This is a genomic window from Paraburkholderia sp. A1RI-2L (assembly GCF_048957375.1).
Lineage (GTDB): Bacteria > Pseudomonadota > Gammaproteobacteria > Burkholderiales > Burkholderiaceae > Paraburkholderia.
In genome coordinates, this window is the sequence record NZ_JARBTA010000001.1 from 62,372 (window position 1) to 83,350 (window position 20,979).

The 20,979-nt window shown below is 65.6% G+C and carries 16 protein-coding genes and 1 pseudogene; 6 read left to right on the forward strand and 11 right to left on the reverse strand.

Annotated features, from left to right (window positions below):
• Positions 1-102: 102 nt before the first annotated feature.
• The 8 genes from tpx to PWP93_RS00315 form a co-directional block, all read right to left on the reverse strand.
• Positions 103-603, reverse strand: coding sequence for a thiol peroxidase (tpx, locus tag PWP93_RS00280; RefSeq protein WP_129562853.1), 501 nt, complete (start codon positions 601-603; stop codon positions 103-105).
• Positions 604-705: 102 nt separating this feature from the next.
• The gene (locus tag PWP93_RS00285; RefSeq protein ID WP_421043053.1) at positions 706-1,887 is read right to left on the reverse strand and encodes a zinc-ribbon and DUF3426 domain-containing protein; all 1,182 of its coding nucleotides are present in this window, start codon (positions 1,885-1,887) and stop codon (positions 706-708) included.
• Positions 1,888-1,985: 98 nt separating this feature from the next.
• Entirely contained in the window at positions 1,986-2,882 is an 897-nt protein-coding gene (prmA, locus tag PWP93_RS00290) for a 50S ribosomal protein L11 methyltransferase (RefSeq protein WP_421043054.1), read from the reverse strand.
• Positions 2,883-2,885: 3 nt separating this feature from the next.
• The gene (gene accC, locus PWP93_RS00295) at positions 2,886-4,253 is read right to left on the reverse strand and encodes an acetyl-CoA carboxylase biotin carboxylase subunit (RefSeq protein ID WP_421024781.1); all 1,368 of its coding nucleotides are present in this window, start codon (positions 4,251-4,253) and stop codon (positions 2,886-2,888) included.
• A gap of 22 nt (positions 4,254-4,275) precedes the next feature.
• Entirely contained in the window at positions 4,276-4,746 is a 471-nt protein-coding gene (accB, locus tag PWP93_RS00300; RefSeq protein ID WP_421043055.1) for an acetyl-CoA carboxylase biotin carboxyl carrier protein, read from the reverse strand.
• 100 nt (positions 4,747-4,846) lie between these two features.
• Entirely contained in the window at positions 4,847-5,299 is a 453-nt protein-coding gene (gene aroQ, locus PWP93_RS00305; protein WP_421043056.1) for a type II 3-dehydroquinate dehydratase, read from the reverse strand.
• A gap of 205 nt (positions 5,300-5,504) precedes the next feature.
• Positions 5,505-6,056, reverse strand: a complete 552-nt coding sequence (locus PWP93_RS00310) for a TlpA family protein disulfide reductase (protein ID WP_421043057.1) — start codon at positions 6,054-6,056, stop codon at positions 5,505-5,507.
• A gap of 24 nt (positions 6,057-6,080) precedes the next feature.
• Positions 6,081-6,725, reverse strand: a complete 645-nt coding sequence (locus PWP93_RS00315; RefSeq protein WP_421043058.1) for a UDP-N-acetylmuramate--alanine ligase — start codon at positions 6,723-6,725, stop codon at positions 6,081-6,083.
• Positions 6,726-6,941: 216 nt separating this feature from the next.
• Between PWP93_RS00315 and mpl the strand changes: the two genes are divergently transcribed.
• The 5 genes from mpl to mtgA all read left to right on the forward strand — a co-directional run bounded on the left by mpl (position 6,942) and on the right by mtgA (position 12,846).
• Positions 6,942-8,345 carry a UDP-N-acetylmuramate:L-alanyl-gamma-D-glutamyl-meso-diaminopimelate ligase gene (gene mpl, locus PWP93_RS00320; RefSeq protein WP_421043059.1) on the forward strand — a complete coding sequence of 468 codons (1,404 nt, stop codon included), beginning with the start codon at positions 6,942-6,944 and terminating at the stop codon, positions 8,343-8,345.
• Entirely contained in the window at positions 8,342-8,917 is a 576-nt protein-coding gene (locus tag PWP93_RS00325; protein ID WP_421024776.1) for a YqiA/YcfP family alpha/beta fold hydrolase, read from the forward strand. Before mpl ends, PWP93_RS00325 begins: the two co-directional genes overlap by 4 nt.
• Before the next feature lie 104 nt (positions 8,918-9,021).
• Complete coding sequence (locus PWP93_RS00330) at positions 9,022-11,148, forward strand: ribonuclease catalytic domain-containing protein (protein ID WP_421043060.1); 2,127 nt, start codon at positions 9,022-9,024, stop codon at positions 11,146-11,148.
• Positions 11,145-12,017, forward strand: a complete 873-nt coding sequence (gene aroE, locus PWP93_RS00335) for a shikimate dehydrogenase (protein ID WP_421043061.1) — start codon at positions 11,145-11,147, stop codon at positions 12,015-12,017. Before PWP93_RS00330 ends, aroE begins: the two co-directional genes overlap by 4 nt.
• Positions 12,018-12,030: 13 nt before the next feature.
• Positions 12,031-12,846, forward strand: coding sequence for a monofunctional biosynthetic peptidoglycan transglycosylase (gene mtgA / locus PWP93_RS00340; RefSeq protein ID WP_421043062.1), 816 nt, complete (start codon positions 12,031-12,033; stop codon positions 12,844-12,846).
• Positions 12,847-12,930: 84 nt separating this feature from the next.
• Here the strand turns inward: mtgA and queF are convergent, their stop codons facing one another.
• From queF to ilvA, 3 genes and pseudogenes are all read right to left on the reverse strand, one after another.
• Positions 12,931-13,755 (reverse strand): NADPH-dependent 7-cyano-7-deazaguanine reductase QueF, encoded by an 825-nt coding sequence (gene queF, locus PWP93_RS00345; protein WP_421043063.1) that lies wholly within the window; start codon positions 13,753-13,755, stop codon positions 12,931-12,933.
• Between the two features lie 86 nt (positions 13,756-13,841).
• Positions 13,842-14,747 (reverse strand): annotated as a pseudogene (locus tag PWP93_RS00350) (5'-nucleotidase); the annotation flags it as partial.
• Between the two features lie 12 nt (positions 14,748-14,759).
• Entirely contained in the window at positions 14,760-16,286 is a 1,527-nt protein-coding gene (gene ilvA, locus PWP93_RS00355; RefSeq protein WP_421043064.1) for a threonine ammonia-lyase, biosynthetic, read from the reverse strand.
• Between the two features lie 606 nt (positions 16,287-16,892).
• Between ilvA and PWP93_RS00360 the strand changes: the two genes are divergently transcribed.
• Positions 16,893-20,939, forward strand: coding sequence for a DUF3683 domain-containing protein (locus PWP93_RS00360; protein ID WP_421043065.1), 4,047 nt, complete (start codon positions 16,893-16,895; stop codon positions 20,937-20,939).
• Positions 20,940-20,979 lie beyond the last annotated feature (40 nt).

A 20,979-nucleotide genomic window follows, 5' to 3' on the forward strand; every position in this document is an offset into this window, starting at 1 on the left:
GGGATTCCTGTAATGCGTTGGGTGGAGACGGCGGCGCGCCGTGAGCGGTATTGAGCCGGCATGGTGCCGGGGCGGTGTCCAGCTCGCGCGCCGCGACGGGTATTACTTCAGTGCAGCAAGTGCGGCGTCGTAGTTCGGCTCGTTCTTGATTTCGCTGACGCGCTCCGCGTAGACGACGTTGTCGTTCGCGTCGATGACCACCACGGCGCGCGCCGTGAGGCCCGTCAGCGGGCCGCTCGTGACGTCCACGCCGTAGGCTTGCGCGAACTCGTGGCCGCGGAAGGTCGATGCCGTGACGACATTTTCGATGCCTTCGGTCGTGCAAAAGCGCGCAGCGGCGAACGGCAGATCCGCCGAGATCACGACGACGGCCGTGTTGTCGAGCTTGGCTGCGGCTTCGTTGAACTTGCGCGTGGAGGTGGCGCAAACCGGCGTGTCGAGGCTCGGCACGATGTTCAGCACCTTGCGCTTGCCGGCGAAATCAGCGAGCGAGACGGCATTGAGGTCGCGGCCGACGAGCGAGAATGCGGGGGCCTTCTGGCCGGCCGTCGGGAACGTGCCGGCGACGTCGATCGGGTTACCGCCTAGCGTGACTTGACTCATGATGTGTTCTCCGAATGTAGTGCTGTAGTGGTGAAGAGCGCGCCCGGCGTGGCCGGGCGCAGGAAACGCGCGCCGGCGCGAAAGTGAGCGCCGGCGCGGAATTCAGGGGTAGAAGATTTCGATGCGGAAGTTCGACGCCACGACGTTGCCGGTGTCGAGCCGCACGATCATCGTCTGCGTGCTGTGCGGGGCCATGCCGGCCTCGATGCGCGTGCCGGGCGGCGCGTAGTCCTGCGGCCACAGCACGCGGCGCAGAACGATGTTGTTCTGGCGGTCGAGCAGCGTGAGCTCCATGGCCGGCCAGGCGAGCGCCACGTCGAAGCGGTTGTGCAGCGGAACCTTCAGCTCCAGGTGATGCGGATCGTCTACCTGGCGCAGATCGGATGGCCGGACCTGCAGGCCGTCGATGTCGCGCGGTGGCCGCAGCTTGCATCCGAGCTCTGCGCAGGCCTGTTGATAGTACGGCTGCGACGCGGGCCAGTAGACCATGACGGTTTCGCGCATCCACCACGCGAGCTGCGCGGCGAGCGTCGCGAGCAGCGCGAGGGCGATCAATACGCCCACGATGCGCCAGCCCGTATGGCGTTTCACACGAACGGGCGCTTCCCGCGTGACCGCGAAGGGTTCGCCGCTGGGGTTGGGTTCGAGCGCAGTGAACGCGGGGGTAGCCGACGAACCAGCTGGCGCGCGCCGCAGCACGGGCTCGGGGTCGGCATGGCGGCTGTGAATGGCGTCATTCGCCGAAAGAGTCGGCTCGACGGGACCGGATGCAGCGGGTTGCCGGCCATGCGTTGCGCCATGCCCGGCGCCAGGCGAAAGCGTGGGCTCGGCGTCGCGGGCGATGCGCATTTCGACATCGCGTGTCGGGGCCAGGCCTGCACGCGGCAGGTGGCTGCCGTTGTATTGCAGGCTAGGGTCGAGGTTGCTGTCCGCGCGCGGCGCCCATGGGTCCCAGCCACGGCCCGAGAAGTTTGGCGCTCGAGGCGAGGTGGATTCCCCGGCCGGGGCCGCTGGCTCGCCTTGCGGCGGCTGTTCGGGAGTTTGCGCGACTTGAGCAGCCGCGGCCTGCTGGGCGGATGGTGCGGCGAGGCTAGCGGCGATATCGGCCGCGACAGGCGTGGCCTGGGCGAAATCGCCGCTTTCGGGCAGCTCGTACAGGCTACCCGACGCATCGAACGCTTCCTGACAATGCCCGCAGCGCACGAGACCGCGACGCGCGGCGAGGTGTGCGGGCTGGATACGGAAGACGGTTTCGCAGAAGGGACAGCGCGTTGCCAGAAGCATGTGTGCCGTGGAACCGGAGGGTTGGCGATACTCGCATTCTACTGGCAATCCACGGCGGCCTACGACTTCGCGCCTTGCTCGTGGGGCGCGAACAAGTTTTACGCGCGTCGCGTCCCGGCGAGGCAGACCCAGCCTTCGTGCTCGCGCCAGACCGAGATGTCGATCCAGCGTGCGTAGACTTGCGCCACTTCGTCGGCCTGACGCGCGAGGATGCCGGAGAGCGCAAGCCGTCCGCCCGGCTTCACGCGCGACGACAGCATCGACGCCATCAGCTTGAGCGGATTCGAAAGAATGTTGGCGACCACGATGTCGAACTCGCCCGCCGGGCAGTCGTCGGGCAGGCCGTAGGTGACGTCGGCGCGATTGCGCTCGCTGTTCTGGCGTGCCGATTCGACCGCCTGCGGGTCGATGTCGATGCCGATCACGGGGTTCGCGCCGCACTTCTTCGCGAGGATCGCGAGGATGCCCGAGCCGCAGCCGTAGTCGAGCAGCGAATTGCCGGGCTGCACGTGCTGCTCGAGCCACTCCATGCACAGCCGCGTGGTGGGATGGCTGCCGGTGCCGAACGCGAGGCCCGGATCGAGCTCGAGCACGAGCGCGTCAGGGTCGGGGGCGTCGTGCCACGAGGGCACGACCCAGATGCGCTGGCCGATCTGGATCGGATCGAACTGCGATTGAGTGAGCCGCACCCAGTCCTGCTCCTCGACTTCGCGCAGCGAGAACTTCGGCGTTTCAGCGAGACCGACCTCGTTCGCGGCAGCCGCGAGCAGCACGGCGGGATCCTGATCGTTGCCGATCAGCGCGATCACGCGCGAATGCTGCCACGCGGTGCGCTCGGGCGTGAGGCCCGGCTCGCCGAAGAGCGGCTGCTCGTCGGGTGTGTCGGCGTCGGCGTCTTCCACCGACACCGAGAGGGCGCCAAGCTCGATCAGCGCGTCGGAGAGTTCTTCCGCGCGATTGCGATCCAGCTCGACGATCAGTTCCCGGTAGCTCATGAATTACGCTTCGTCCTTCTTCACAGCCTGACGTTCGGCCAGACGGCTTTCGAGGTAGTGAATGCTCGTGCCGCCTTCGACGAACTTCGCGTCGAGCATGAGCTCGCGGTGCAGCGGAATGTTGGTCAGGATGCCTTCGACCACCATTTCCGAGAGCGCGATGCGCATGCGCTGAATGGCCTGCTCGCGCGTGGTGCCGTAGGTGATCAGCTTGCCGATCATCGAATCATAGTTCGGCGGCACGAAATAACCATTGTAGGCGTGGGAATCCACGCGCACGCCCGGACCACCCGGCATGTGCCACGACGTGAGGCGTCCCGGCGAAGGCGTGAACTTGAACGGATCCTCCGCGTTGATACGGCACTCGATCGCGTGGCCCTTTAACTGGATGTCACGCTGGCGGAACGAGAGCTTTTCGCCCGCGGCGATGCGGATCTGCTCCTGCACGATGTCGATGCCGGTGATCAGCTCCGTGACCGGGTGCTCGACCTGCACGCGCGTGTTCATCTCGATGAAGTAGAACTCGCCGTTTTCGTAGAGGAATTCGAACGTGCCCGCGCCGAGGTAGCCCATCTTCTTGCAGGCGTCGGCGCAACGGTCGCCGATGCGATCGAGCAGGCGGCGCGCGATGCCCGGCGCCGGCGCTTCCTCGATCACCTTCTGGTGGCGGCGCTGCATCGAGCAGTCGCGCTCGCCGAGCCACACGGCGTTCTTGAACGAATCGGCAAGCACCTGAATCTCGATGTGACGCGGATTCTCGAGGTACTTCTCCATGTAGACCTGCGGGTTGCCGAACGCACGGCCCGCTTCCTCGCGGGTCATGTTGACCGCGTTCACGAGCGCCGCTTCGGTGTGCACCACGCGCATGCCGCGCCCGCCGCCGCCGCCCGCCGCCTTGATGATGACGGGGTAGCCGATCGCGCGCGCGATCTTCACGATTTCCTTCGGATCTTCGGGCAGCGCGCCTTCCGAGCCCGGCACGCACGGCACGCCGGTCTTGATCATGGTCTGCTTGGCCGTGACCTTGTCGCCCATCATGCGGATCGTTTCCGGGCGCGGGCCGATGAACGTGAAGCCAGATTGCTCGACACGCTCGGCGAAGTCCGCGTTCTCGGAGAGGAAGCCGTAGCCGGGGTGGATTGCTTCGGCGTCGGTGACTTCGGCCGCGCTGATGAGCGCCGGCATGTTCAGATAGCTCAGGTTCGAAGGCGCCGGGCCGATGCAGACCGCCTCGTCGGCGAGCTTCACGTACTTGGCTTCCTTGTCGGCTTCCGAATAGACAACGACCGTCTTGACGCCGAGCTCGCGGCACGCGCGCTGGATGCGCAGCGCGATTTCGCCACGGTTGGCAATGAGGATTTTTTCAAACATGGTGGGTATTCGCCCTCGCGCCTTAGGCGATCACGAAGAGCGGCTGGCCGTATTCGACCGCCTGGCCGTTTTCGACGAGGATTTCCTTGACGACGCCGGCTGCGTCCGATTCGATCTCGTTGAGCAGCTTCATCGCTTCGATGATGCACAGCGTCTGGCCTTCCTTGACCGTGTCGCCCACTTGCACGAACGGATCGGCGCCCGGCGACGGTGCGCGGTAGAACGTGCCGACCATCGGCGAGGTCACGACGTGGCCCTGCGGCAAGGCCGGTGCGGCCGCGGCGGGCGCGCCGGCTTCGGCTGCGGGGGCCGGAGCGGCGGCGAACGGGGCTCCGGCGAGGGGGGGGGCATATTGCGCCGCGCTCGGCTGCACGTAAACCGGCGGCGCATTCTTGACGATGCGCACCTTGCCTTCGCCCTCGGTGACTTCGAGCTCCGAGATGCCCGATTCGGAGACGAGGTCGATCAGAGTCTTCAGCTTACGTAGATCCATGGTGCAGCCCCCTTGCTATGCATGCGTGAGGTGCCGGCGCGCGCGCCCGGCACGGGATTGGTGTTGTCTTGCAGAATGCGTTGGTTTCTCGCCGCCGGTGTCACGCGGCCGAGCCGGCTGCGAGCCGGTCGAGCGCGTATTCGAGCGCGTAGAGATAACCCTTCCAGCCGAGGCCGCAGATGACGCCCTCGGCCTGGTCGGAAAAATACGAGTGGTGCCGGAAGGCTTCGCGGCGGTGCACGTTCGAGAGATGGACCTCGACGAACGGAATGCCGACGCCTGCCAGCGCGTCCCGGATCGCCACGCTCGTGTGCGTGTACGCCGCCGGGTTGATCAGGATGAAATCCGTGTGCTCGCAGCGGGCCGCCTGAATGCGGTCCACCAGCGCGCCTTCGTGGTTGCTCTGAAAAGTTGCCAGCTCCACACCCGCATCGGCGGCACGGTCGGCAAGCGCCTGATCGATCTGTGGCAGCGTCACGCGCCCATAGACCTCGGGTTCCCGTGTGCCGAGAAGATTGAGGTTGGGGCCGTGCAGAACCAGCAGTCGCGTCATGGTGGCTTCTTTTTCCGTGGAATTGCGCGAACTTTAGCGCTGATTAGAGAAATTTGTCTAGTTTTCCATACGATCGATATGGCCCCGAGCGCGGTTTGCAAGACGCGCAACGGCCGATCTCCCGCTAATTTCCCTGAATTCCGCAGCAAAAAGTGCTGTACGCCCGTTAAGCCCCGGTCAATTGTTCCGCGGCAATTGCAGCGCGTCAGAGCGTATCAAGCGTGTGACGCAGCTCGCCCATCTTGATTTGGCCTAATTTCGTTGCACGTACCGTGCCGTTCGCGTCGATTACGACCGTGTAAGGCAAGCCGCCTGCTGCATTGCCGAACGCACGCGCCACATCGGCGCCGCCGAATCCGGCGATGTAGATCGGGTAATCGACCGGCACTTTCTTGAGGAAATTCTGGATGTTCGCGGCGGAGTCGACGCCGAGGCCGACGAACTGGATGCCTTTCCTGGCGTACTCGCGCTGCAGCGCGGAGAGTTCGGGCATCTCTTCGACACAAGGCCCGCACCACGACGCCCAGAAGTTGATCACGATCGTGCGGCCCTTATACATGGAGAGCGATTGGGGTTTGCCGTCGGGCGTGGTCACGGCAGCGGTCCACAACTGGCCGACCGCATTGGGCTTGCCGGCGACCGATGCCGCATCGGCTAAGCCGGTGTTGCCGCTGTTTGCATAATGTCCCGCCAGGATGCCGCCGCCGGCTGCCACCGCCGCCACTGCGACGCCGGCCAGAATCCGCTTCATGTTCATTGCTGCGTTTAAGCTCTATATGAGTCAGGTGGTGGAAGAGGTGGCACCGTTTTCGTTAATCAGCGCCTGGAGCGCCTGCGCATTCGCGCGCGGCAGACGCCCGCGGGCGTCTGCGCGCACCGCGCCGCGCAGGTCGTCGGTATTGTAGAGCGCAATATGGATGCCCACCGGCTCCTCGTTTCGCGACGGCTGCCACATGAAACTGAAGGTTTCCACGTAGCCCCGCGCGGCGAAATGGCGCGTTTCCGAGACGTCATACTGCACATTCGCATTGAGAAGCCAGATTGCGACATCCTTCGCGTTGTCGCAAAAAATCTGCAGATGGATATCCGAGTGCTCTCCGGCCGTGCCGTTGAGCACCGCGCCGGTGAGGAACGGATTGAACGGTTCAAGCCGCCGCATCCACTCGAGCGCGATTTCGCGCAGGCGCCGCAGTATCGCCGGCTGGTGATCGCCCTGAAAGAGGGCCTGATATTCGCGGATCTCGTCTTCGATCTGGTCGTTGTCGGGCAGCCAGGCGCCTTCGATGCGCGCGTCCCCCGCAACCTGCCGCGCGGCTTTGCGTTTGGCGGTGGCGTAGTCGAGGCCGTCCTCGGCAATCATCCTTGCTGCCGCGATGGCGATTTCCTCGCGCACGCGCTGGGGATCGAAATGTGATCTGCGAACCATGCGCTCATCATACTAGAGATCGTATGGCCTCCTGTTCGGCTTCCGGCGCCGGGCGCGCCGGGGGCGGCGGCGAAAAAGCCGCAGGGCGTCGGGTACAATAGCAATCTTTGCTCCGGCGGCCTTGCGCCGCCGCTCTGCCTTGCCCACGCCGGCAAACCGCCTGGCTCCGCTTTAACCCACTAACCGTTCACGACGCCCGCGTGGCGCGACAGGCTTATGCACATCCATATCCTCGGCATCTGCGGCACGTTCATGGGCGGTCTTGCCGTGCTCGCGCGCAGTGCGGGCCATACGGTGACTGGCTGCGACGCAGGCGTGTACCCGCCGATGAGCACCCAGCTCGAAGCGCAGGGTATTCGCCTGATCGAGGGTTACGACGCAAGCCAGACCGAACTCAATCCCGATCTTTATGTGATCGGCAACGTGGTTTCGCGCGGCAATCCGCTGATGGAGGAGATCCTCAATCGCGGCCTGCCGTACACGTCGGGGCCGCAGTGGCTCGGCGAGCATGTGCTGCGCGACAGGTGGGTGCTCGCCGTGGCGGGCACGCACGGCAAGACCACCACGAGCTCGATGCTCGCGTGGCTGCTCGAAGACGCCGGCCTGAACCCCGGCTTTCTGATCGGCGGCGTGCCGCTGAACTTCGGCATCTCGGCGCGCCTCACCGATTCGAGCTTCTTCGTGATCGAAGCCGACGAGTACGACACGGCGTTCTTCGACAAGCGTTCGAAGTTCGTCCATTACCGTCCGCGCACAGCAGTGTTGAACAATCTCGAATTCGATCACGCAGACATCTTCCACGATCTGGCCGCCATCGAGACGCAGTTCCACCATCTCGTGCGCACCATTCCGGCTGTGGGCCGCGTCGTCTCGAACGGGCGCGAAGACGCGCTCGAACGCGTGCTTTCGCGCGGCGTGTGGAGCGACGTAGAGCGCTTCGGCGTGCAGGGCGGTTGGCAGGCGCTGCCCGCTGAGGACGGGACGCCGCTCGATGAACGCTTCGCGGTCTATCACAACAGCGAGCGCGCGGGCGTGGTCGACTGGCAGATCCAGGGCGAGCACAACCGCATGAACGCGCTCGCGGCCATCGCCGCCGCGCGCAGCGTGGGCGTGCCGCCCGCGCAGGCTGCGGCCTCGCTGTCGACCTTCCGCAACGTCAAGCGCCGCATGGAAGTGCGCGGCAGCGTCGACGGCGTGACGGTTTATGACGACTTCGCGCACCATCCCACGGCGATCGAAACGACGATCGCCGGGTTGCGCACGCGCATCGGCAATGGGGAAGACGGCAAGCGCACGCGCATTCTTGCCGTGCTCGAGCCGCGCTCGAACACGATGAAGCTCGGTGTGATGAAGGCGCAACTGCCTGGCAGTCTCGCTGATGCCGACCTCGTGTTCGGCTACGGCGCGCCGAGCGGCAAGGACGCGCTCGGCTGGGATCTCGCGGGGGCGCTCGCGCCGCTGGGCGAGAAGGCTCGCGCGTTTCACGATCTCGACGTGCTCGTGAAGGCCGTGGTGTCGGCCGCCCGTCCCGGCGACCAGGTGCTCGTGATGAGCAACGGCGGGTTTGGCGGCGTGCATCAGAAGCTGCTCGATGCGCTCTCGGCGCGGGGCGCGGCGTGATTGTCTATCTGCACGGGTTTCGCTCGTCGCCGCAATCGTTCAAGGCGCGCTTGCTGGACGCGCGCCTTGAAGCGCTTGGGCGCGGTCGCGAATGGCTGTGCCCGACGCTGCCGGTGTCGCCGGTCGAGACCGTGGCGCTCGTCGAGCGCGAGATCGCGGCGCGTGCGCAAGCCGGCGAGCGCATTACGCTGATCGGCAGTTCGCTTGGCGGTTTCTTCGCCACGCATCTGGCCGAAAAGCATGGCTGGCGCGCTGTGCTGCTCAATCCGGCCGTGGTGCCGGACCGCGACCTGTCGAAGTATCTCGGCGAGCAGCCGCTCTGGCACGGCGGCGGCAGCATCGTCGTGGAGCCGCGCCATCTGGAAGAACTGCGCGCGCTGGCCGTTGCCGCGGTGACCGAGCCCCAGCGCTACTATCTGGTCGCCGCAACCGGCGACGAAGTGCTCGATTACCGCGAGATGCTCGCTCATTATCCGGGTGCCAAAACGCGCTTGATCGAAGGCAGCGACCACGGCATCAGCGAATTCGCCGATTACGTCGACGACGTGATCCAGTTCTGCGACGCACCTTGATGCGTCGCTTACGTTCGCGCCGCGCGCGAACGCCTATATGTATACAGCGGCACCGCCAGGGCGCGCCGCGCCCGCGGTCCGGCAAGTTTGAACGAGAGTGTTGAGTGAACGTTTTCTTTGAGGAATCGGGCAGTTTCAAGGCGGGCAGCGTGCTGTCGCGCCAGGGCGATGCGTTTCAGGTCGAGTTGCCAGGTGGGCGGCGCGCCAAGGTGCGCGCGAAAGACGTGCTGATCGAATTCGAGAAACCCGCCGCCGGCGACCTGTTGGAGCAGGCGGACGCCGCTGCACAGGACATCGACCTCGATTTCCTGTGGGAATGCGCGCCCGCCGAGGAATTCGCCTATACGACGCTCGCCGCCGAGTACTTCGGCGAGACCTATGGCCCGGTCGAGCGTGCCGCGCTCGTGCTGCGCCTGCACGGCTCGCCCGTGTACTTCCGCCGCAAGGGCCGCGGCCAGTATCAGCGCGCGCCCGAAGAGCAACTGAAGATGGCGCTCGCGTCGCTCGAGCGCAAGCGTCAGCAGGCGCTCGTGCAGGCCGGCTACGAAGAGGACCTCAAGGCGGGCAAGCTGCCCGAGGCGCTCAAGGACAAGGCGCTGGGTCTGCTCACGAAACCCGACAAGAACTCGATCGAATACAAGGCGCTCGAAGCGGCCGCCGCTGCGCGCGGCATTTCGATGCCGCGCCTGATGCTCGAATGCGGCGGCATTGCCTCGCCGCGCGCGCTGCATGAGGCGCGCTTTCTCGCCGAATTCTTCCCGCACGGCACCGGCTTCCCGGGCGTGGCGGTGGGTGCGCTGCCCGACGACCTGCCCGATGCGGCCGAGCACGTGCAGGCGTTCTCGATCGACGACGTCACCACGACCGAAATCGACGATGCCTTCTCGATCGAGCATCTCGCCGATGGCCGCGTGCGCATCGGCATCCACATCGCGGCGCCTGCACTGGGCATCAAGCGCGGCGATACCGCCGATACGGTTGCGCGCACGCGCCTGTCGACGGTGTACATGCCCGGCGACAAGATCACCATGCTGCCCGACGATTTCGTCGACGCCTTCACGCTGAAGGAGGGCGGCATGCGCCCGGCGCTCTCGCTCTACTGCATCGTGAACCGCGAGACGCAGGAGATCGTCGCCACGGAAACGCGCGCCGAGCGCGTGTTCGTGAAGAGCAACCTGCGCCACAACACGCTCGACGAGGTCGTGACCGAAGAGACGCTGGCCGCGGGCACGGGCGACTATCCGCATAAAGACGACATTGCCGTCCTGTGGCCGTTCGCGCAGGCGCTGTTCGAGAAGCGTCAGCAGGCGCGCGCGGGCTATGGCCTGCGCCGCGAAGTCCAGCGCAACACCGACTTCAACTTCTACGTGGATGGCGAGCACGTCACCATCTCTCCGCGCCGCCGTGGCTCGCCGCTCGATTTGATCGTCGCGGAACTGGCGATTCTCGCCAATTCCACGTGGGGCGCGTTCCTGCACGATCATGGCGTGCCGGGCATCTATCGTTCGCAGCGCGCATTCGGCGCGCCCATGGGCCCCAAGCGCACACGCATGCAGACCAACGCCGCGCCGCACGAAGGCCTGGGCGTTGCGCAGTACGCGTGGAGCACCTCGCCGCTGCGGCGCTATGTCGACCTCGTGAACCAGTGGCAGCTGCTCGCGTGCGTCGAGCACGGCGTGGCCGCCAAGCTGGTCGCGCCGTTCAAGCCCAAAGACGCCGATTTGTTCGCCGTCGTGCAGGGCTTCGACGAAACCTACACCGCCTACGCCGATCACCAGCGCCGCATGGAGTACTTCTGGTGCCTGCGCTGGCTCCAGCAGGAGATGCGCGGCGAGGACGGCCGCGAAGCGCGCCGCGAATTCCCGGCCACCGTTGTGAAGGACGATCTCGTGCGCTTCGAGGAAGTGCCGCTGCTCATGCACGTGCCCGCGCTCGGCGTGCACGCGCGCGGCACGCGCCTGATGATGGAAGTGCTGTCGATCGACGAGTTGACGATCGAGGCGTCGGTGCGCATGCTGCGCGTGCTCGACGCGCCGGTCGTGACGAGCGGCGAGCAAGCCGAAGACGACACGGGCGAGGACGAAGAACTCATCGAATCCGCCGACGCTTCCGCCGAGAGCGAAGCAGAGGCGCTGGCCGAAGCGCCGGCTGATTCGGCTGGTGCGGACAATGCCGCCGAAGGCGAGGACGCGCAGTCGCCAGAGCAGCATGCTACGGAGCCGCGCTCATGAGCGCCCGGCAAGTCCGCGACCGCTATGCCGTGGTCGGTAACCCGGTCGCGCATAGCAAGTCGCCATACATTCACGCGCAGTTCGCCGTCGCAACCGGCGAGCCTGTCGAATATGACCGGCTGCTCGCGCCGCTCGACGGTTTCGTCGAACACGTGCAGGCGTTTCGGGCCGCGGGTGGCCGTGGCCTGAACGTGACCGTGCCGTTCAAGCTGGAGGCGCACGCGCTGGCGGACCGGCTGTCGCCGCGCGCGGCGGCGGCGGGCGCCGTCAACACGCTGCGCTTCGACGAAGACGGCATTTTCGGCGACAACACTGACGGTTTCGGCCTCGTTCGTGACATCGAGGTGAATCTGGGCGTCTCGCTCGAGGGCGCACGCGTGCTGCTGCTGGGCGCGGGCGGGGCGGCGCGCGGCGTCGTGCTGCCGATGCTCGAGCGTCGGCCGCGCGAGATCACCATCGTGAACCGCACCGCGAAAAAAGCGCACGCGCTCGTAGAGCAGTTCGAAGACGCGGCGCGCCAGGCTGGCTGCCTCATCAACGGCGGTGGCCCGGACGCCATCTATCGCGACGCGATCGATCCCAAGCCCTACGACGTGATCGTCAACGCAACGGCCGGCAGTCTCGACGCCGCGCTGCCCGAGTGCGACGCTCGCGCGTTCGGCCCGGGAACGCTGGCCTACGACATGATGTACGGCGCCGAACCGACCGTGTTCATGCGCCATGCCGAATCGCTGGGCGCGCGCGCATCGGATGGGCTCGGGATGCTGGTCGAGCAGGCCGCCGAGTCGTTCTTCGTGTGGCGCGGCGTGCGCCCCGAAGGCGCGCCCGTGCTGGCCGCGCTGCGCAGGCAACTGGCAGCGCAGGCCTGACGCGTGCGCCGCCATGCGTAGAGAAGCCTCGGGGGCGCGCGCAGCAGGGCTCGGCAATGGGCAACGCAGTGGACAACCCGGCGAGCCGTTCGTGCACAGCGTTGCCGCGCTGAACGCGACGTGCCCCGGCTTGCTGCGCTGGCTCGCCTACGTGGCGCTGGTGTTCGGCGTCGCCTGGGCCGGGATGCAGCTTTTCTACTTCGCGCAGATTGCCGTCTGGAATTTCGCCGATCCGCAATCGACGGCCTTCATGCGCACCGACGAGGCGCGCCTTTCCGCCGACCGTCCCGATCTCGACATTCAGCACCAGTGGGTGCCCTACGACCAGATCTCGCGCAACCTCAAGCGCGCGATCATTGCGTCCGAGGACGCCAATTTCGCCAGCAACAACGGTTACGAAACCGACGCCATCCTGCAGGCGTGGGAGCGCAACAAGAAGCGCGGCCACATCGTGCGCGGCGGATCGACGATCACGCAGCAACTCGCGCGCAATCTGTTTCTATCGGGCGAGAGGAGCTATATCCGCAAGGGCCAGGAACTCATCATCACGTGGATGCTGGAGACGCTGCTCGACAAGGAGCGCATCTTCGAGATCTATCTGAATTCGGTGGAGTGGGGCAATGGCGTCTACGGCGCGCAGGCCGCCGCGCGCTACTACTACCGAACGACAGCCGCAAAGCTCACGCCGTGGCAGGCGGCGCGATTGGCGGTCATGCTGCCGCAGCCGAAGTATTTTGACGAGCACCGCAACTCTCTGTATCTCGCCCAGCGCGCGAGGGTGATCGCGCGCCGCATGGGAGCCGCCGAACTCCCGCCTTCGTCACAATAGCCAATAGCCCATCGGCTCAGACGACACACAAGCAAAAAGCGCCGGACGAACCGGCGCTTTTTATTAACTTCCCACTATTGCGGCTTACTGGCGCGCAAGTCTCGCGTTGTCCGGCATCGGCATATTGAAGTTGGTGCGAAACGGATTGATGTCGAGGCCGCCGCGCCGCGTGTAGCGCGCGTACACCGCGAGCCGGTCCGGTTTGCACTCGCGCAGGATGTCCATGAAGATGCGCTCGACGCATTGCTCATGAAAGCCCGTGTGGTTGCGGTACGAAATGATGTAGCGCAGCAGGCCCGCCTGGTCGATCTGCGGCCCCACGTAATGAATCTGCACGCTGCCCCAGTCGGGCTGGCCCGTCACGGGGCAGTTCGACTTCAGCAGATTGGAGATCAGCGTTTCCTCCACGGGCGACTCTTGCTGGGCGGCCTTGAGCAGCGTCGGGTCGGGGTGATAGATCTCGGTGTCCAGATCGAGCCGGTCGAGCGACAGGCCGTCGAATTCCTCGAACGGGATTTTGCCGAATCCGCCCGGCTGATCGAGCCGCGCGGAAACCGAAGCGCCGCACGCCGCCGACACATCGCGCTTGATGGTGTCGCGCACCACGTCGGCGGATTCGAACGGCGTTTGCGCGAACGAGCCCAGATAGAGCTTGAACGACTTCGATTCGATGATGTTGGGTGAATCGGCGGGAATGAAGAACGTGGCGATGGCAATCTGCGGCTTGCCGCGCGCATTGAGCCACGAAAGCTCGTAGGCGTTCCAGATATCGGTGCCGAAGAACGGCAGTTGAGCGCCGATGCCGATTGCTTCGCGCGCGCCCGCGCGCGGAATCGGAAACAGCAGTGAGGCGTCGTACTGCTCGGTGTAGGTCGCGGCCTTGCCGAGCGGGGATTGTTCGGGAGTCATGATGCGCTGGTTTCAGTGGGTGCGTCGTTCGACGCGTTGCTCGTCGCGCTCGTTGCGCGCGCCGCGCGGTTTGCCGGATTCGCGGGGTTGGCCACGCCGCTCGCCACGTGGCCGGTTGCCGTGACCGAGCGGGCCGATTCGCAATGGCGGATCTGGTCGTCGAAGAAAAAGTCGGGCTCGAACTCGCCCAGGAACGGACCTTTGTCGAGTCCGCCGAGGAACATCGCTTCGTCGATTTCGATGTTCCATGCCATCAGCGTGCGGATCGCGCGCTCATGCGCGGGCGCCGAGCGCGCCGTCACGAGCGCGGTGCGGATGCGCATCGTCGCGTTGGCGTCGGCGAGCTTTTGCAGCCGGTTGAGCGCTTCGAGCAGCGGTTTGAGCGGCCCTTGCGCGAGCGGCAGCTCGCGATTGTCGCGCTCGTGGCTCACGAACGCACTCAAACCCTCGCGCTGGAAGATCTGCTCGGCTTCGTCGGAAAACAGCACCGCATCGCCGTCGAACGCGATGCGAATCTCGTGTGCATTGCGTTCCGACATTGTCGCCGAATTTGCTTCGATGCGTGGAAAGACCCGCGCGGCGGGAAACCCGGCGTCGAGCGCCCCGCGCACGTCCTCGGGGTTCGCCGAGAGAAACAGCGATGCGTTGAGCGGCTTGAGATAGCGCCACGGCTCGCGCCCGCGCGTGAACACGCCGCGCTGCACGTCGAGCTGATGCTCGCGGCACGAGTTGAAGGTGCGCAGCCCGCTGATGGGATCGCTGCGCGAGAGGATCACCACTTCCACGTGGTGTGCGCCGTTATTGAGCGCGAGCAGCTTCTCGATCAGCGCGAACGCGACACCGGGCTGCGCCGGCACGTTCAGGCGTTCGCGCTGCAGCGCCTCGTAGTCGCGCAGCTCACCGGTCTCGTAGACGCGGTTCTCTTCTTCGAAGTCGAAGAGCGCGCGCGACGAGATGGCGACGACGAGTTTGTCGGAGAGCGAAACGGCCATGATCGTCGGGCTTTATGCGAGAAACAACCGGTAAGCCGGATTCTGCGTCTCTTCCCAATGCGGATAGCCGAGCGTGGCGAGAAAGCGGCGGAACTCCGCGTCCTCGGCCGCCGGCACCTGGATGCCCACCAGAATCGAACTGTAATCCGCGCCCTGGTTGCGGTAGTGGAACAGACTGATGTTCCAGTTCGGCGCCATCGATGAGAGAAAGCGCATCAGCGCGCCCGGACGCTCCGGAAACTCGAAGCGGAACAGCCGCTCGTCGTGCGCGAGCGGCGAGCGCCCGCCCACCATGTAGCGGATGTGCTGCTTGGAGAGCTCGTCGCCGGTAAGGTCGACGCACGGGAAACCGTGATCGACGAAGGCCTGCGCGATCTGCTGCGACTCGCCCCGGTTGCGGATCTGCACGCCCACGAAAATGTGCGCGCGCTCGGCGTCGTCGATGCGGTAGTTGAACTCGGTCACGCTGCGCGTGCCCACGAGTTCGCAGAAGCGTTTGAAGCTGCCGCGTTCCTCGGGGATCGTCACCGCGAACACCGCCTCGCGCGCCTCGCCCACCTCCGCGCGCTCGGCCACGAAGCGCATGCGGTCGAAGTTCATGTTCGCGCCCGAGGTCACCGCCACCAGCGTCTGGCCCGTGATGCCCTCGCGCTCCGCGTACTGCTTGGCGCCCGCCACGGCCAGCGCACCCGCCGGCTCCAGCACGCTGCGCGTGTCCTGGAAGACGTCCTTGATGGCCGCGCACAGCGCGTCGGTGTCCACCGTGAGCACCTCGTCCAGATACTGCTGGCACAGCCGGAAGGTTTCCTCGCCCACGAGCTTGACCGCCGTGCCGTCCGAGAACAGGCCCACTTCGCTCAGCTCCACGCGCTTGCCGGCCTTCATCGATTGCGCCATCGCGCACGAATCGTCCGTCTGCACGCCGATCACGCGGATCTCGGGGCGCACCGCCTTCACGTAGGCCGCCATGCCCGCCGCAAGCCCGCCGCCGCCGATCGGCACAAAGATCGCGTGAATCGGGGCCTGATGCTTGCTGAGCACTTCCATCGCCACGGTGCCCTGGCCTGCGATCACGTGCGGATCGTCGAACGGATGCACGAAAGTCAGTCCGCGCTGCTCCTGCAGGCGCACGGCGTGCGCGTAGGCGTCGCTATAGGATTCGCCGGCCTGCACGACCTCGACGGTGGGGCCGCCGTGGGCGCGCACCGCGTCGACCTTGACCTGGGGCGTGGTGACCGGCACGCAGATCACGGCCTTCACGCCGAGCCGGGCAGCTGAAAGCGCCACGCCCTGGGCGTGATTGCCGGCCGAGGCGGTGATCACGCCGCGCTCGAGCTGCGCGGGCGTAAGGTGCGCCATCTTGTTGTAGGCGCCGCGCAGCTTGAAGGAGAACACGGGCTGGTTGTCCTCGCGCTTGAGCAGGACGGTGTTGCGCAGGCGCGCCGAGAGGTTCGGCGCCCGCTCCAGTTCGGTCTCGCGGGCCACGTCGTAGACGCGGGCGGTGAGGACTTTTTTCAGATAATCGTCGTGGGATGCCATGCGAGGGACGCGTCGGGCGCGGGATTTGACGGGAAAACGTAAATGATAGCGCCAATGATCATGCCAGCAGCGGGCCAATTCCCGACTGCCCGGACGGCGAATCCATTGCGGCATGGCGCTTCGTGGAGATGTCAGGCCCGATTCATCTGCCTGTATCACGTGCTTGTCGCGTGAATGACAGAGACTGGCGTTTGCAAGATGGCAAAGTTCCCGGCACCGTCAGCGCAGGCGCGGATCATGCGTTAAAATCGCTTTTTGAAACAAGGATCGGAAGATGCACAGGCAGACTCGGATAGCCCATTTGATGCCCGCGCGGCGCGAGACCCGCCCCGCGGCGCAGCGGCAAGTCCGGCACGCACGATCGTGCCGCTAAGTCCGAGCGCCGGGGAACCATCGGCGTGAGTGCAGCCGCCATGCTTGCCCACCCCTAAAGTCCGCCATCAGCCCACCGCGAGCCAACAGCGCGCCACTACGCGCCGGCCGCGAGCCACCGGCGGACACGATTTCAGAATAGCGCCCCACGCGCCCCGTCAGCGTCCGCCATGCCCGCAGCGAGCGATATCAGCGAGCCACATGAGCGGGCCTGTCACCAAGAGTCGTCCAACCATGAACGCACCTCAAGTTTTCGATCCTCACGGCGCCGCCGCTACCGTGGCCGCCGATGTCGAACCGCGCCTGCGCGAGATTCCGTACAACTACACGTCCTTTTCGGATCGCGAAATTGTCATCCGCCTGCTGGGCGAGGATGCATGGAACGCGCTCGCCGAACTGCGCGCCGAACGCCGCACCGGCCGCTCGGCGCGCATGCTCTATGAGGTGCTCGGCGACATCTGGGTCGTGCGCCGCAATCCGTATCTGCAGGATGACCTGCTCGACAATCCGAAGCGCCGCGCGCTCCTGATCGAGGCGCTGAACCACCGCCTCGCCGAAATCGAGAAGCGCCGCCGCGCCGACCTCCAGGAGCATGCCGACAAGGAGGGCATGGACCGCGCCGCGCGCGTGGAAACGTTGGTCGGCGCCACCCGCCGCGCCATCGACGACTTCGCCGCCGAATTCGATAAGATGGCCGACCTGCGCCGCCGCGCGACCAAGGTGCTCGGCCGCTGCACGCAGAAGGACAACATCCGCTTCGACGGCATGGCACGCGTTGCGCACGTCACAGACGCAACCGACTGGCGCGTGGAATATCCGTTCGTGGTCCTCACGCCCGACACCGAGGCCGAGATCGCGAGCCTCATCAAGGCCTGCTTCGAACTGGGCCTCACCGTGATTCCGCGCGGCGGCGGCACGGGCTACACGGGCGGCGCGGTGCCGCTCACGCCGTTCTCGGCCGTCATCAACACGGAAAAGCTCGAGCAGCTCGGCCCGGTCGAAATGACCGACCTGCCAGGCGTCGACCGCAAGGTCGCGACGATCTTCTCGGGCGCGGGCGTCGTCACGCGCCGTGTGACCGAGGCGGCGGACGCCGCCGGCTTCGTGTTCGCGGTCGACCCGACTTCGCTCGACGCCTCGTGCATCGGCGGCAACATCGCGATGAACGCGGGCGGCAAGAAGGCCGTGCTGTGGGGCACGGCGCTCGACAATCTCGCGTGGTGGCGCATGGTCGACCCTGAGGGCAACTGGCTCGAAGTCACGCGACTCGACCATAACCTCGGCAAGATCCACGACGTTCCCGTGGCGCGCTTCGAGCTCAAGTGGTTCGACGGCGAATTCGCGCCGGGCGAAAAGCTGCTGCGCACCGAATGGCTCGACATCGAAGGCAAGCGCTTTCGCAAGGAAGGCCTCGGCAAGGACGTCACCGATAAATTCCTCGCGGGCTTGCCCGGCGTGCAGAAGGAAGGCTGCGACGGGCTCATCACGTCCGCGCGCTGGGTGCTGCACAAGATGCCCGCGCACACGCGCACCGTGTGTCTGGAATTCTTCGGTCAGGCACGCGAGGCGATTCCGAGCATCGTCGAGATCAAGGACTATCTGTTCGAGACGTCGAAGAAGGGCGGCGCGATCCTGGCCGGCCTCGAGCATCTGGACGAGCGCTATCTGCGCGCCGTGGGCTACGCGACCAAGAGCAAGCGCAACGCGTTTCCGAAGATGGTGCTGATCGGCGACATCGTCGGCGACGACGCCGATGCCGTGGCCACCGCCACCTCGGAAGTCATCCGCATGGCCAACGGCAAGAGCGGCGAGGGCTTTGTTGCCGTGAGCGCCGAGGCGCGCAAGCGCTTCTGGCTCGACCGCAGCCGCACCGCCGCGATCGCGAAGCACACCAACGCGTTCAAGATCAACGAAGACGTCGTGATCCCGCTCGACCGCATGGGCGAGTACACGGACGGCATCGAGCGCATCAACATCGAGCTGTCGATCAAGAACAAGCTTCAGCTCGTGGACGCGCTCGAAGCGTTCTTCAAGGAAGGCAAGCTTCCGCTCGGCAAGACCGATGACGCCAACGAAATTCCGTCGGCCGAACTGCTCGAAGACCGCGTGCAGCAGGCGCTCGACTTGCTCAAGCGCGTGCGCGAGCGCTGGACCTTCGTGGGCGAGAAGCTCGACATGCCGCTGCGCGAGGCGCAGCACTATCTCGTCCAGCTCGGCTACGAGGCGCTCGCGGAGAAGTTCGCCGATCGCACCGACATCCAGCCGGACGCCACCGTGTTCGACGTCACCCAGGACCGCACGGTGCGCATCTCGTGGAAGCAGGAGATCCGCGCGGAGCTGCGCCAGATCTTCAACGGCGGCGCGTTCAAGCCGATCCTCGACGAAGCCCAGGCGATCCACAAGAAGGTGCTGCGCGGCCGCGTGTTCGTGGCGCTGCACATGCACGCCGGCGACGGCAACGTGCACACCAACATTCCGGTCAACTCGGACAACTACGAGATGCTGCAGGACGCGCACCACTCGGTCGCGCGCATCATGAAGCTCGCGCGCTCGCTCGACGGCGTGATCTCGGGCGAGCACGGCATCGGCATCACCAAGCTCGAATTCCTCACCGACGAGGAGATCGCCGAATTCCGCGCCTACAAGCAGCGCGTCGACCCGCAAGGGCGCTTCAACAAGGGCAAGCTGCTCGACGGCGCCGACCTGCGCAACGCCTACACGCCGTCGTTCGGCCTGATGGGCTACGAGTCGCTGATCATGCAGCAGTCCGACATCGGCGCGATTGCCGAATCGGTGAAGGACTGCCTGCGCTGCGGCAAGTGCAAGCCCGTGTGCGCGACGCACGTGCCGCGCGCGAATCTGCTCTACAGCCCGCGCAACAAGATTCTCGCGACTTCGCTGCTGGTGGAGGCGTTCCTGTACGAAGAGCAGACGCGCCGCGGCGTGTCGATCAAGCACTGGGACGAGTTCAACGACGTGGCCGACCACTGCACGGTCTGCCACAAGTGCGTGACGCCGTGTCCGGTCAAGATCGACTTCGGCGACGTCACCATGAACATGCGCAATCTGCTGCGCAAGATGGGCAAGAAGAAGTTCAACGCGGGCAACGCGGCGGGCATGTTCTTCCTCAACGCGACCAACCCGCGAACCATCAACCTCGCGCGCGAAGCGATGATGGGCGTGGGCTACAAGGCGCAGCGCCTCGGCAACGACCTGCTCAAGAAGGTCGTGAAGAAGCAGACGGCGCATCCGCCCGCATCCACGGGCAAGCCGGCCGTGGTCGAGCAGGTGATCCACTTCGTCAACAAGAAGATGCCGGGCAATCTGCCGAAGAAGACGGCGCGTGCGCTGCTCGACATCGAAGACAACAAGATCGTGCCGATCATCCGCAACCCGAAGACCACGAACGTGGATTCGGAGGCGGTGTTCTACTTCCCGGGCTGCGGCTCGGAGCGGCTGTTCTCGCAAGTGGGTCTCGCGACCCAGGCGATGCTCTGGGAGGCGGGCGTGCAGACCGTGCTGCCGCCGGGATACCTCTGCTGCGGCTATCCGCAGCGCGGCTCGGGCCAGTACGACAAGGCCGAGAAGATCGTCACCGATAACCGCGTGCTGTTCCACCGCGTCGCGAACACGCTCAACTACCTCGACATCAAGACGGTGGTGGTGTCGTGCGGCACGTGCTACGACCAGCTCGCCGGTTATGAATTCGACAAGATCTTCCCCGGCTGCCGCATCATCGACATCCACGAGTTCCTGCTCGAGAAGGGCATCAAGCTCGATGGCGTGACGGGTACGCGCTACATGTACCACGACCCGTGTCACACGCCGATCAAGACGATGGACCCGGTCAAGCTCGTGAACGAGCTGATGGGGTCAGAGAAGGATGGCTACAAGATCGAGAAGAACGAGCGTTGCTGCGGCGAATCGGGCACGCTCGCCGTGACACGCCCGGATGTCTCGACGCAGGTGCGTTTCCGCAAGGAAGAGGAAATCCGCAAGGGCGCGGCGAAACTGCGCGGCATCCCTATCGTTGGCAATGGCGCGAACGGGGTGCAGCCGGCCACGCAGCAGGAAGCGGGCGGGCAGGGCGGCACGCAGGACGTCAAGATTCTGACGAGCTGCCCGTCGTGCCTCCAGGGTCTGTCGCGGTACAACGAGGATGCCAACATCGAAGCCGACTACATCGTGGTGGAAATCGCCCGACACGTGCTTGGCGAAAACTGGATGGCGGACTACGTTCAGAAGGCGAACAATGGCGGAATCGAGCGCGTGCTGGTTTAATGGCAGCGCCAATTTTTCCGTGACACGGGTTCGAGGACGA

Bases quoted from the DNA above. Each gene is read 5' to 3' on its own strand.
- PWP93_RS00310 (WP_421043057.1), bottom strand. From the start codon at position 6,056: ATGAACATGAAGCGGATTCTGGCCGGCGTCGCAGTGGCGGCGGTGGCA.
- prmA (WP_421043054.1), bottom strand. From the start codon at position 2,882: ATGAGCTACCGGGAACTGATCGTCGAGCTGGATCGCAATCGCGCGGAA.
- queF (WP_421043063.1), bottom strand. From the start codon at position 13,755: ATGACTCCCGAACAATCCCCGCTCGGCAAGGCCGCGACCTACACCGAG.
- accC (WP_421024781.1), bottom strand. From the start codon at position 4,253: ATGTTTGAAAAAATCCTCATTGCCAACCGTGGCGAAATCGCGCTGCGC.
- mpl (WP_421043059.1), top strand. From the start codon at position 6,942: ATGCACATCCATATCCTCGGCATCTGCGGCACGTTCATGGGCGGTCTT.
- PWP93_RS00360 (WP_421043065.1), top strand. From the start codon at position 16,893: ATGAACGCACCTCAAGTTTTCGATCCTCACGGCGCCGCCGCTACCGTG.
- mtgA (WP_421043062.1), top strand. From the start codon at position 12,031: ATGCGTAGAGAAGCCTCGGGGGCGCGCGCAGCAGGGCTCGGCAATGGG.
- ilvA (WP_421043064.1), bottom strand. From the start codon at position 16,286: ATGGCATCCCACGACGATTATCTGAAAAAAGTCCTCACCGCCCGCGTC.
- tpx (WP_129562853.1), bottom strand. From the start codon at position 603: ATGAGTCAAGTCACGCTAGGCGGTAACCCGATCGACGTCGCCGGCACG.
- accB (WP_421043055.1), bottom strand. From the start codon at position 4,746: ATGGATCTACGTAAGCTGAAGACTCTGATCGACCTCGTCTCCGAATCG.
- aroQ (WP_421043056.1), bottom strand. From the start codon at position 5,299: ATGACGCGACTGCTGGTTCTGCACGGCCCCAACCTCAATCTTCTCGGC.
- aroE (WP_421043061.1), top strand. From the start codon at position 11,145: ATGAGCGCCCGGCAAGTCCGCGACCGCTATGCCGTGGTCGGTAACCCG.
- PWP93_RS00285 (WP_421043053.1), bottom strand. From the start codon at position 1,887: ATGCTTCTGGCAACGCGCTGTCCCTTCTGCGAAACCGTCTTCCGTATC.
- PWP93_RS00315 (WP_421043058.1), bottom strand. From the start codon at position 6,725: ATGGTTCGCAGATCACATTTCGATCCCCAGCGCGTGCGCGAGGAAATC.